The organism is Pseudomonas sp. UMAB-40 (genome assembly GCF_900095275.1).
GTDB lineage: Bacteria > Pseudomonadota > Gammaproteobacteria > Pseudomonadales > Pseudomonadaceae > Aquipseudomonas > Aquipseudomonas mandelii_B.
Window position 1 is genome coordinate 40,445 of record NZ_LT607579.1, and the last position, 12,875, is coordinate 53,319.

At 50.1% G+C, this 12,875-nt stretch carries 9 protein-coding genes and 1 pseudogene; 9 read left to right on the forward strand and 1 reads right to left on the reverse strand.

The window, feature by feature from the left end; genetic code table 11:
- The first annotated feature begins 24 nt into the window (after nt 1-24).
- The 7 genes from K0F88_RS29685 (at nt 25) to K0F88_RS29715 (ending at nt 8,561) form a co-directional block, all read left to right on the forward strand.
- Nucleotides 25-987: a catalase family peroxidase gene (locus tag K0F88_RS29685; RefSeq protein ID WP_257605403.1), complete on the forward strand. Its 963-nt coding sequence runs from the start codon at nt 25-27 to the stop codon at nt 985-987.
- Entirely contained in the window at nt 987-1,544 is a 558-nt protein-coding gene (locus K0F88_RS29690; RefSeq protein ID WP_219097538.1) for an antibiotic biosynthesis monooxygenase, read from the forward strand. The genes K0F88_RS29685 and K0F88_RS29690 overlap by 1 nt, the downstream gene beginning before the upstream one ends.
- A 1,142-nt stretch (nt 1,545-2,686) precedes the next feature.
- Complete coding sequence (locus K0F88_RS29695; protein WP_219097539.1) at nt 2,687-4,153, forward strand: aldehyde dehydrogenase family protein; 1,467 nt, start codon at nt 2,687-2,689, stop codon at nt 4,151-4,153.
- A gap of 144 nt (nt 4,154-4,297) precedes the next feature.
- A complete protein-coding gene (locus K0F88_RS29700; RefSeq protein ID WP_219097540.1) occupies nt 4,298-4,939 on the forward strand; it encodes an NADPH-dependent F420 reductase in 642 nt (213 codons plus the stop codon).
- A gap of 73 nt (nt 4,940-5,012) precedes the next feature.
- Entirely contained in the window at nt 5,013-5,762 is a 750-nt protein-coding gene (locus tag K0F88_RS29705) for an SDR family oxidoreductase (protein ID WP_219097541.1), read from the forward strand.
- A gap of 619 nt (nt 5,763-6,381) precedes the next feature.
- On the forward strand, nt 6,382-7,050 hold the full coding sequence (locus K0F88_RS29710; protein ID WP_219097542.1) for a glutathione S-transferase family protein: 669 nt from the start codon (nt 6,382-6,384) through the stop codon (nt 7,048-7,050).
- Nucleotides 7,051-8,198: 1,148 nt separating this feature from the next.
- Nucleotides 8,199-8,561, forward strand: a complete 363-nt coding sequence (locus K0F88_RS29715) for a histone-like nucleoid-structuring protein, MvaT/MvaU family (protein WP_219097543.1) — start codon at nt 8,199-8,201, stop codon at nt 8,559-8,561.
- Nucleotides 8,562-9,494: 933 nt separating this feature from the next.
- Here K0F88_RS29715 and K0F88_RS29720 read toward each other — a convergent pair.
- A complete protein-coding gene (locus tag K0F88_RS29720) occupies nt 9,495-10,925 on the reverse strand; it encodes an IS1182 family transposase (RefSeq protein WP_219097544.1) in 1,431 nt (476 codons plus the stop codon).
- 644 nt (nt 10,926-11,569) lie between these two features.
- Here K0F88_RS29720 and K0F88_RS29725 point away from each other — a divergent pair.
- Complete coding sequence (locus K0F88_RS29725; RefSeq protein ID WP_219097545.1) at nt 11,570-12,085, forward strand: Hcp family type VI secretion system effector; 516 nt, start codon at nt 11,570-11,572, stop codon at nt 12,083-12,085.
- 134 nt (nt 12,086-12,219) lie between these two features.
- A pseudogene (tssI, locus tag K0F88_RS32695) lies at nt 12,220-12,875 on the forward strand (type VI secretion system tip protein TssI/VgrG); the annotation flags it as partial.

Sequence of the window (12,875 nt, forward strand, 5' to 3'; positions counted from 1 at the left end):
TTCTAAGCGACAAGCTGAAAAGTTATGATTGCCAATTTACGACTTTACGACGATCTTCTGGACGCCCTTTACGAAACCTTTGGCCGTCATCCAGGTTTCAGGGTCGCTCATGCGAAGGGAGTGTTGAGCACCGGAAATTTTATTGCCAGCGCCGCAGCTCGCACACTCAGCACTGCTTTCCACCTGAGCGGTGAAGCAGTGCCCGTCGTGGCAAGATTTTCAAACTTCAGTGGGTTGCCCGCTACGCCTGACGGCGATCCGATGGCTAGCCCTTACGGATTGGCTCTCCGGTTCCAGCTTCCGGATGGCACTTGCACCGACATTGTCGCCCACTCGTATGATGGATTCCCAGTCGCCACTCCGACGGAGTTTTTGGAGTTTCTTCTCGGGATTGCTGCCAGCAGCGGCCAGCCCGCTATGCCATATAGGCTAGAGAAGTTTTTGGCTGAACATGCTGCCGCGAAGGATTTTATGATATCGCCCAAACCAGCACCGCGCAGTTACGCTTCGATACCTTACTTTGGCGTCAATAGCTTTGTATTTATCGATGCCGACGGTGGTCGCCGTTTTGGTCGTTATCGCGTAGGACCTTCGATCAATTTACCCGCGTTGACAGATGTTGAAATAGCAGAGACATCCCCTGATTATCTAAGTGAAGAGCTGCGCACTCGCCTGTCGTCCGGCGCTATTAGTCTGCGACTAGTACTTCAGCTCGCTAATCCTGACGACGATATTTCAGATGGGTCAGTGGCATGGGCGCGAATTGGTGACTTGGCTCATGAGGAAATTGAGTTGGGAGAACTCCTACTGGATGGGTTCCCAGGTTCAGTTGAACAGCGATTCTGGCAGCGCAATCTGAACTTCAATCCTGGACGTATAACTGCCGGTATCGAATTGTCCGATGATCCTATGGTAGCTGCAAGGCAAGGTATCTATGATCGCGCTGTCAAGCGGCGAGCAGATGCCGCCGGCATCGAGGAGTCATGATGGACAAGCAGAGTTCTAACGAACCAGGTATCAGCGTCATCGTGCATGAAGTCTCCCCCGAATACCAATCACTCTACGAGGAGTGGATGGAGCGGGCGATCGACGCTCACCGAAAATCCCCCGGCTTCCTGGCGGCGGACGTTTTACGCCCTGTCGGTTCAACTCTGCGTTATGCGGTAATTTTGCGATTTACTTCCCGCGAAGATGCTAATAGATGGCTCACCTCAAAAGTGCGCTACAAGCTTTTAGAGGAGGCAAGCCCATGGTTATTACGACAGGATCGATATCGGACTAATTCCGATGCGGACTTCTGGTTCGAGCCTCTCAATGGAGGAGATCGGGCGAAGCGTTGGAAGCAGTGGCTCCTTACGTGGGGTGTGGTACTACCACTGTCCAGTGTGATTTCTTGGTTGCTAGGTGCTGGCCTCTCGGTAGTTGACCTCGAACTTCCGTTGCTTTTATTCAAGCTCATCAGTTCTGCACTTCTCTCGCTGATTATGGTGTATTGGGCAATGCCTACTGTCTCTCGGCTTGCCTCACGTTGGCTATTGATTTGAGTGAAAGCCATTATTGGCATAGGTGCTATCAAGAAATAAAAATGTAGATGTCACCAGCAGCCAAATGAGGGTAGTTGCCATCCTTGCGGCGCGTTTAAGTAACCGATATCGCATGCCAAACTTCTCTTCGTTTATAATACAAATATGGTAATAAATTAGCCATCGCCGCGCTGAAAATGGCGAAGCTTTTGTGGTCCACATTGCGCTAAGCGATAACTTACGTTGTGTAAGCATATGCAACATGGCATTTCGTTGGGGCGCGTATTGAGCTAAAAAAGGGGGAATGGCTCGCGGCGCACTCGGAGTAATTAACACGTTCAAGATTGCGAAACAGTCGAGGCTAACCGTTAAGCATTACCTTTATAAAAGTGAGTGGTAAAAAAATATAATAAGTTGGGCAATGCTTTACAGTTTGACGTGCGATTTTGATCACTGACTGCTTAGGATTCCATATGAGGAGCCTTATCAAAATAGAGAGGCAGGGCTCTCAAATTTTTATGTTCCTAAGGCTGACGTTTAAGCCTAGTCTTGATAATTAGAAGATGATCAGTTGAGTATTTAAAAAAGTAAATAAGAGCTTAATTGGATCCTATTCTAATGTCTGCGCGATCATCATTATGATTTAACACCACGGTTCATTACGGTAACAGGGCCACTTCTCCAGATGGCGCCATATTTAAGCTGGCTATTGCGGATACTCGGCCAGCTGAAATTAGCTCGATTAGGTTACACAGTCGTGACTAGCGTGCAGCTTAGATAATTGATCTTGTGTTTCGAAGGAACTGCGTGACGGACTAATTGATAGTGTGAAAATGGTGCGCGAGCTATTGCCATAGCATCATTTTTCGATTTTATGCGCAGCGAAGTGACTGCCCGGCCGCAGGCATATACGCGAGCAAAAATAGAGGCAGTCCTCGTCGGCACTCTAGATAGGTATCCCCCCATCTCGACAGTTTAGCTGGGAGGCGACATTGATCCTGACGCGGTGGTTGACGGTGAAGGTCGAGTGCGTGGCACCCATAATTGCTAGTCATAAAAGCCTCCATATTTCCTGATGTCCCGTGGTGGCTACCAATGTATCGACGCTCATCGCAGCTGGACACATTGCGTAAAAAAATCACATAGTCATGGAGTCGAAAGAGATGAGCTCAGATCAGTTGTTTGCAAAGCACTGGATAGGGGGTGCCTGGATAGATTCACAAACTCGCCGAGACAGTATCAACCCTGCCAGCGGTGAAAAAATTGGTACTTACGCGGATGGAGGAGAGACTGAGGCAGCTCATGCGATCGACATCGCCAGGAAAACGTTCGTCAACTCTGAGTGGCGGGAAAATCGTCGTTTGCGAGCGAAGGTTCTCAATGAAATGGCTGACCGATTCGAAGCTCGATCAGATGATCTCGTTAAAATACTAGCATTGGAAAACGGAAAGATTATTTCTGAGGCACTCTTTGAAGTTTCAATGGTTCCTTCGAAACTTCGCTTCTTCGCGGCGCTCACATTGACCGATTTCGGACGTGCACTCGAGGTCGCACCAGGCAAGTATTCTACTGTCCTCCGCGAAGCCATGGGGGTCGCCGGAATCATCGCACCCTGGAACTCACCAGTGGTCCTCTTTATTCGCTCCCTAGCGCCAGCGCTTGCTGCCGGATGCACAGTTGTCGGTAAGTTACCTGGATTTACCGCGCAAACCAATGCGCTTATGTGCCAAATTTTTGCCGAAGTTAAAAGCCTGCCGGTGGGAGTAATAAACGTCTTCACTGAGCTCCGTGGCGATGGAGCGCGGTTCATGGTCGACTCCCCGTTGGTCCCAACCATTAGTTTCACGGGCAGTACTTCTACGGGACAGGCAATTTCAGCAGCAGGTGCTAAGCATTTGAAACGGTTCGGCCTAGAACTTGGAGGAAAAACACCCGTATTGTTATTCGAAGACGCTGATCTGGATAAGGCTCTTCCGATAATTGAGAAAGCGCTGACTGTCTTTGCTGGCCAATTTTGTATGACGGGAAGTCGTCTACTCGTTCATCGATCAATCCTTGATACCGTTCGCCTGAAACTCAAGGCTCGTTTTGAGGTGGTTAAAGTTGGCCCGGCTGCTGATGTTTCTAGCGAGATGGGGCCTATGATCAATCTCGACAGTGTCGAAAGAGTTGAGGGGGTCGTCGAGGCTGCGATTTCAGGCGGAGCCCTAGTAGTAGTGCGGGGAGGACCATATAAAGAAGGTCCACTGGCCAACGGCGCTTTTTATCGACCAGCGCTTTTAGAAATACAGGACCACTCGATGCCCATTGCACAAGAAGAAGTATTTGGCCCGGTTCTCGTGATGCAAGCATTCGACACGGAGGCGGAGGCAATTCAGCTGGCAAATGACTCACGTTATGGTTTGGCTGCGTCGGTCTGGTCAACCAACATTGACCGGCCAATGCGTGTCGCTCGAAAGTTAGAAGTAGGAACTGTCTGGATCAATAACTGGGCGGTTGTTTATGACGAAACTGAAGAGGGTGGCTGCAAGCAAAGCGGCGCGGGGCGTTTAAATGGAATTGCAGCGTTGGAGGACTTCATCGAGTATAAGACCGTCATCCATGAAGTAAATCTTAGTCCCAAATCATGAAGTTAAGTTGGTGATATTTTATAAAATGCCAATGGTTGTGATTGGGAAACATAAGAACCAAAGCTTGACTGGTTCATAATTTCAGGCGTTTATCAAACGATAAATAACGCGACGAAGTGATGTCGCATATCAAGAGAACCAATCATGAAAATCGGAATACTTGGCGCTGGAGCGGTCGGTCAGGCGTTTGCAGAACTTGCGCTAAATCGTGGTTTCGAAGTGATGATTAGTAATTCGCGAGGACTCGAAACGCTCGGTGAGTTAGCGGAATCCATCGGTTGTAAGATAGGCACGAAAGAGGAAGCAGCAGCATTTGGTGAGATCATTTTGCTGGCTATACCGCTCAAGGCGTATAGGACAATTCCTGTAGAACTATTGGCTGGCAAGATAGTATTGGACGCTACAAATTATTTTCCTGCACGCGATGGTCCGATGGAGATTTTTGACCAGGGTCTGATGTCCACCAGCGAATTAATCGCTAATCATTTGTCATTATCATGTGTTGTTAAAGGTTTCAGTGCAATTCCTATGAAAGAGCTTGCTAAAGATGCTCAATCTACAGGTTCACTTCTGCGGCGAGCTCTGCCAATTGCTGGAGACGATCTCGATGCGAAGCAAAAAGTTATGAGGCTTCATGATCAATTGGGGTTTGATGTATTAGATACTGGGTCGTTAGCTGATAGCTGGCGTTTCGAGAGAGGAAGGCCAGCATTTTGCGTATTCTTTCAATTAGCGGGTTTAGAAAAAGTACTGGCAGACACACCAAAAATTTTAGTGTCACATTGAATTTTGTATTAAATAACTTTCTCTATGCGTAGCTAGAAATATCTATTCTCGCACTTTTACTGAGGGTTTAAACATGACTATGAAACTAGCAGGTAAGGTAGCGCTTGTCACGGGTGGCTCACGTGGTATTGGTGCAGCAATTGTTCGACGCTTGGCTCAGGAAGGAGCTTATGTCGCATTCAGTTATTCTTCGTCAGCTGAAACAGCTGAGAAGCTTGTAAAGGAAATACATTCTACAGGAGGTCACGCTTTAGCATTAGCAGCCGATCAGGCGGATGAAAAACAGGTTACCAATCTTGTCAAAACTGTTTTCAACCATTTTGGTCATCTTGATATCTTGGTTAACAGCGCTGGGATTTCCATTATGGGTGACGTTAATGATTCAGCTGCCGACATTGCGTCCTTTGATCGTCAGTATGCTATTAACGTCAAAGGGGTCTCGACCGCGGTTCGCGCGGCAGCGCCGCTGCTTCCTGAAGGCGGCCGGATAATTTCGATAGGCACTGTTTTCGCCAGTCAGACTGCCTTAGTGGGTTGGGGAGATTATGCGGCGAGCAAAGCTGCTGTTGCTGCGTATACTCGTGCTTGGGCGCGGGATCTAGGGGCACGCGGTATCACGGTAAACATTATTCAACCTGGGCCTATTAATACTGAGTCTAATCCGGAAGCTGGGGACTATGCTCCGATTCTTTCTCAATTGACGGCACTCAATCGATATGGGCAACCTGACGAAATAGCAGCCGTTGTAGCTTTTTTAGCAGGTCCCGATGCCAGTTACATTTCCGGGGCGACATTGAATGTCGACGGCGGAATGTTAGCCTGATATAAATTCAAATGTAGAAATTTTATTAGTTTACACATTACATATTCAGTTGGATTAATTTTGTGGGGTAGGGGGTGTTCGCTTTTAGGGGTGAAATTCTAAAAGCGTCCTATTTGCCCTGATATTCTTGGTATTTTGTTTGGTTTGATAACGCTTTTTAGTTCAGTGGAGTGTGTCATTATCAATAATAACTACCATTATTGTCTTGTGTTTTAGAGCTTTCATTAGCAGTTAAAATGGAGCTCGCATCCATTGCTTTCGCATAGGGTAAAGTTGTGTTCACTGCTTCGGTAGTTTGTAAACTTCGACGCATCCTTTATTAAACCATGAGCTCCTCGGTTGGCTGGATGGAAAAAGGTTTTTATCTCTGATGAAAAATTGGCTTCTTAAAGTTTCGAGAAGTTCGCGAGAATCAGAAAACTAGTTGTGCTTATATTCGAATATTTTTGAAAATTGTAAAAAATTTCTAATAGAAGCCGTGTCCCTGTGATTCTGTGAAATTTGATATCGGCGAATTCCTTGGAGTGCATTACGGTATGTAAGTGAGTACGACCCTTGATGGAATCTGTTATTAAAATGGTATACGAATACAATTACGCATTAAAAAAATAGGTGCAGTATGATAACGCTTTATTATCACCGTGGGGCATGTTCGACGGCTAACCATTTTGCTCTCGAAGAAGCAGGTGTCGAGTACGACGCCATCGAGGTTGATCTCCGATCGGTTGAGGATCCTCTTACAATCAAGGTGCGTGCTCTTAATCCTATGGCGCAGACGCCTACCATCGTGCTCGATGATGGAACCGTACTTACCCAGAATGCGGCGACTTTACCGTTCATTGCAGACCTTGTTCCTGAAAAAAAGTTGTTCCCTAAGCGGGGCACAATGGAGCGTGTCCTGGCGGAGGGCTGGCTGTCTTTTGTGGCCTCAGACCTTCATCCGAGAATGGTAGAGGTCTCGTGGGTTTGGGCTGTGGAGGATGAACAAATGCAGGGGCAATTGCGAAAATTTTATGAGGGGCGTGTCGCACGGCCGCTACAGGCACTCAATGATCGACTTGAGGGCCAGGATTTCATCCTCGGTGACCGATATTCTGTCATAGACGGTTATGCGCTTATAGCGCTTGGGTGGTCAGTGCCCTGTGCACTTTCGCTGGACGCTTATCCTAATATCTTAGCCTTTATGGCGCGGGTCGAAGCGCGCCCTGTGATACGGCATGTCCGCCAACTCGAAGGCGATCTCGACTGGGTGGCAGACATTAAGCGGATACCTCGCAATGAGGCGTGAGTATTCCCTACTTGCCGATGCTACGCGCCCCCGACCAGAACGAAATTTTCGCACTCTTTAAGCTGTTTGCTAGTGAGGAAATAAGTTGGGATTCGGCAAATCGTAATAACAAAATGTTTCTGCACACGAAAAAAACCAACGCGAGCTTTTACTCGATGATTCACGGTTCTCTATAAGAACTTGGGGCAAATGAAGTTAAGAAGCGATTCCGGAAACTAAATTATACTTCGCTGTGTCTATGGGATGTTTTTTCTGGTCTGAGGGCCACTGGACTTTGTGTTTGGAAGTATTCATTTGTTCGGGCCGATGGCCATCAGAGCTGTTCCCCGAACAATTGAGCCTCCTGAACTGCGCTGAGATTACATTCCAGCAGTCAGCATTCGAACCATCTCAAATTTTTTAGCTTTGTCTAGACAGGCGCTGGTTGATGCCCCCAAAAGGGGCCAATGGCTCGAAGTCTTAAAGAAAATATCAGCTTTACTTCGGAGTCCAAAATATACAAATTGGGGTTGTGAGAGACTGCAAGGAACAATATTTTGGACTGACGATAATGGAGGGGTGCATTCGTGAGCAGGCCGTTCATGAGCGCATAGCTACTGCCATCCCCAAGCCCTCCGAATTTAGGGTTCTAAGCCTGATTTTGCTTAGTCGTTTAAAAACAAAGCGCTTTTACTGCAAGATGTTTTGGCGGTCAGATTGGCCGAACGTTTGCAGTGTCGACCCATTGCAGTTGCTGGCGAAAGGCCGAAATGACTACGGCGCAATTTCATCGAATGCCGGGTATCTTCCTGCTGTAACCCTCTTGGTTTGACTGCCCACAAAAGGCCTCTTCGGCGCCGGATAATCCTAAACTTTGGTTAACTGAAGATGGTTCGAGCTTTATCCGATCCTCCGTGTACTGATGGTAGTTCTAGTCGAGGGCCTAAGCGCTAAGGCATAGCATTTTGAACAGCTGATGAAGCATTGACCTCCCTGTGGGCGTCCATGGACAAATCAATGGCTCCCATGACCTGTCATACTCTTCAGCAATACGGAACCTTATATGGCGGTTGGGAGCGCATTGATGTGAGAGCGAAGAAAAGATATGTTCCCCACCCGCCTACGATTTTGGTGTACCGTTAGGTTACTACTCACACAGAGATGTTCTCATGTCCAAACTTGCAGAGTTCCGCCAGCTCGAAAAACACTTAGCCGAGCAACTGAAGGCACTTGAGGCTTTGAAGGGTGATGCCGGCCTCAAACAGGAAATTGAGTTCGAAACTAAACTCCGCGCGTTGCTAGCTAAATACGGCTACAGCTTGAAAGACATCGTTAATCTGCTTGATCCGCAAGGCGGACGTCGCGCACCGTCTGATCAAAAAGGGGGCAGCCGTAAGCCACGGCAGGTAAAAGTTTACAAAAATCCAGAAACAGGGGAGGTTGTGGAAACCAAAGGCGGCAATCACAAAACGTTGAAAGAGTGGAAAACAAAATTTGGTTCAGACAAAGTCGAATCATGGCTAACCAAATAATTCTGATTGCGAGTGATAGGGGCCTTCGCGGGCCCTTTTAATGTGCGTAGTACCCAGCCATTGTGACGCTCTAGGGGCAGCGTATCTGAGGAGAGAGTGTCATTGTCCAGGAGCCTTAAATTACCCGCTTCTACCTATAAACGATCTCAGTAAGGTCGTAACGCATTGACTCCGTTCTCCCGTGTGACCTAGCGTGTGACAGTTCGGCTAAATTAATCATCCTCAAATGTCTAAGCCTCTAGCAGTCTACCACTTGTCTATCTGGGCGGAGCACCTATCCTGCGGGCACGCGCCTGTTAAAAACTGCCGCAATGTACGGTTCTGTCGCTAGCCAGATGGCATCGATGCGGATCATTGAGTGAGCCCGCGGATGAATCGCGCGCACCCCTCGGGATCGTTAACCGGCCAGTTCACCAAGACCTTCCCTTGCCCACACGAACCATGTCAGTGTTGCTCCGTCCCAGCTGACGGGTAACCCACCCCACTAGTACGTACCTAGATAGCTCTTGACTGGCAAAATTTCTGTTGCCGAGAGGCCGCTATTGGCCGATTCTGTTGAAAAAGTCGGGCGTGGTTTTCACGACAGAAAAGTACGCGCCTGAGATTGAAATCTAGAAACGGCGCAGTGGTATTCGGACTCAGATTTCACGTAGCAGCGCACTAATAAGACGTTTTCGCCGTTCCGTATTCTGGCTGTTTGAGAAAACCGACTTTTTCAACAGAATCGGCCGACTCCCGCCTGTCGTGACCGGCAGATGTCGGCCCAGAGTGTGTAAAAACACTTTGGATGCAGAGGATTGGGTAATCGGTGGTTTTTCGCTGCGCTGGAGGTCTCCAGGGGCCTCATCCAAGCCAAATCAATGTTGCTGTATTGATCGGGACTTGTGCCAGCGGGTACCTGCTAGATGCGGTTGTCGCACCGCTCAAAAGGCTTCAGGCCTTCATTGCCGCCATCAAGGCATCACTGCCCAACAGCCGTAGCACGCGTTTGAAGTTGTAGGCGAGCACATGCAGGCTCATCTCCGTGCTCACCCGGGTAAGGGTTCTGGTGAGGAAATGCGTGGCCCCCATCCAGGACTTCAGTGTGCCGAAGGGATGCTCCACTGTTTGGCGGCGGATCCGCATCATTTCTGGTGCTTGATCAAGACGACTCTGCATCGCCTCGACGACCGACTCATGTTCCCAACGGCTAACTCGCCGCTCAGAGCTGGGTGTGCAACGTTCCTTCAAGGCGCAATTGCGGCAGTTCGAACTCCAGTAGCGATGTAGTTTTAACCCCTTCTCGACGCTTGCGTAACGCCAGATCAAGCTTTGCCCGGCTGGGCATCGGTATTCATTCGTTGAGGTGTCATAGATGAAATCACCTTTGCCGAATCGACCAGCCGCTGTCGCTCCCGACGTCAGTATCTTGGGCACGAAAACGGTAATTCCAGCTTCATGGCACGCCAGTATTTCTTCGCCTTTGAAATACCCTCTGTCTGCGACTACCGACAGTTCTTCGACACCCATGGCCTCTCGTGCGTGCTTTGCCATCGAACTCAGTTGGTCTCGATCAACGCCATCATTCGTCACCTCGTGCGCCACGATCAGGTGGTGCTTCGCATCAACTGCAGTCTGGACGTTGTAGCCGACCATTCCTGTTCCGCGCGTCTTCATCGAGCGAGCATCAGGATCGGTTAGGGAGATCTGTTTATCCGGCGTTTCGTTTAGCTGTACCTCGATTTGCTTGAGCTCCTGTATCTTGGCTTTCAAGGCCGAGATCTTGTCATGGAGGCGTTCGGCTTTGGCCTGAGCTACGGAAGGTTCCTGACGGTCTGCGGTATCAAGTGCTGTCAGATAGCGATTGATACTGGACTCAATGTCCTCCATTCGCCGTCGAAGTTTGGCGCTGGTGAAGTTCCGGTCTCGATTGTTCACCGCCTTGAACTTGCTGCCGTCGATGGCAACGAGCGCTTCGGAAAACAACCCCAGTTGTTGGCACAGCACCACAAATTGGCGGCACACACCGCGGATGGCCTTGCCGTTGTCTTTGCGGAAATTGGCGATGGTTTTGAAGTCCGGCATCAAGCGACCAGTCAGCCACATCAACTCGATGTTGCGCTGGGCTTCTCGCTCCAGGCGTCGGCTTGATTGAATGCGGTTGAGATAGCCGTAGATGTAGATCTTCAACAGGATCGCGGGGTGGTAAGCAGGCCGCCCAGTATCGGCAGGAATGACGCCTTCAAAACCCAGCTTGACCAGGTCGAGTTCGTCGACAAAGACGTCGACTACGCGCACCGGATTGGTATCGCTGACGTAGTCGTCAAGGCTTTCGGGAAGCAACGTGCCTTGACCTCGGTGTTCACCTTGAATAAAGCGCTTCATGGGCAATCCCTGCGATGTAATCCTTAGAAATCATAGCAAGGGTTCGCGGAGGCGTTTTTACACACTCTGAGCCGACCTCTGCCGTTCACGTCGGGCGGGAGTCGGCCAAAAGCGGACGGTCAGCCCTTCTTTTTAGGGCGTGGTTAAATTTCCAGCCAGAACCGAATATCAGCGACCAGTTGCTTACAACTACTGGCACTTTTTCGAGAGACACACTTTGTGTCGCAACGCCATAATGCGAAAGAAGTTGCGAACTTACTCGGTAAAAACAGCTACCGACTTTGCTCAATTCTTCGAGTAGATCGGCTTCAGCTTTCTGAGTGATGGCGTATGGCCTTGATGCGCAAGAAGTTGCGCACCTATTTTGCGAAAACGCCCTCCAATATCGCTAAGCGCCAAGCCCGCCGAGGCCTGTAGCCGAGTGCGCAAGAAGTTGCGCAAGAAGTTGCGCAGTACTGCGCAAGTAGTTGCGCACTTTGAGGGGTGTTTTCCCATGAAAATCACCCAGGCGATTGAAAAACCTCGGCCATCCCCCCGGTTTATATAGCCCTCAGCATTTCTGGCACGGACCTTGATAACTGTCAGGCACCCACCGGGCGATATCGCCTCCCGGGCACCCTAAATTTTTAGCAAGGAGCACATCCATGGCTACACCAGCGTACATGTCCGTCACTGGCGAAAAACAAGGCCTGATCACTGCTGGCGCATTCACCGCCGACTCGGTTGGCAACACTTATCAAGAAGGTCACGAAGACCAGGTCATGGTTCAGGCTTTCAACCACGACGTGATCATCCCGCGTGACCCGCAGTCCGGCCAACCGACCGGTCAGCGCGTCCACAAGCCAGTCGTGATCACCAAGGTCTACGACAAGTCCTCGCCACTGCTGCAAGCTGCTCTGACCTCCGGCGAGCGCATGAGCGAAATCGTTATCCAGTGGTACCGCACTTCGGCTCAAGGTACCCAAGAGCATTACTACACCACCAAACTGGAAGACGCGATCATCGTCGCCATCAACAACAAAATGCACAACTGCCAGGATCCGTCGAACTCGCACTTCACCCACCTGGAAGAAGTACAGTTCACCTACCGCAAAATCACCTGGACCCACGAAGTATCCGGTACTTCGGGTTCCGATGACTGGCGTCAGCCAGTCGCTTAATCGCGGCTGACCGCTTCACGCATCGGCCAGCTCTGCTGGTCGATGTTGTTTACGCCTTTCCAGAGTTTTGCGTCTGCTGACCCCTTTTCCTGGGGCTTTTGGCGAACGCCGCTGTACTGCACGAGGAACAAGGGATGTTCGCGCCGGCCAATCAGACTCACTTTGCCCTGACTATTGAAGGTCTGGATAACGATTTCCAGGTGCTTGCCCTGCAAGGTCGGGAAGCCATCAGCCAGCCTTTTGTGTTTGAGGTGGAGCTGGTCAGTGAACAGCCGTCCCTGAACCTCGAAACGCTCCTGCACAAACCGGCCTTTTTGCAGCTCTCGCCTGACGGTAGCGGCATTCATGGCCAGATCTACCGCGCCGCCCAGGGTGACTCCGGCAAACGCCTGACCCGCTACTCGGTGACCCTGCGCCCGCAACTGTCCTACCTCGCGCACCGCATCAACCAACGGATCTTCCAGAACCTCAGCGTGCCGAAAATCGTCGGCATGGTCCTCGAAGAGCACGGCATCCAAAGCAACGCCTACGAATTCAAAGTCGGGGCGATTTATCCCGAGCGCATCTACTGCGTTCAATACGATGAATCGGACCTGCACTTCGTCCAGCGCCTGTGCGAGGAAGAAGGTATCCACTACCACTTCCAGCACAGCGCCACGGCCCACAAACTGGTGTTCGGCGATGACCAAACGGTGTTCCCGAAACTCGCGCCAGTGGCCTATCAGCAAGACTCCGGCATGGTCGCCACCGACCCGGTAATCAAGCGCTTCGACCTGCGCCTGGAAACCCG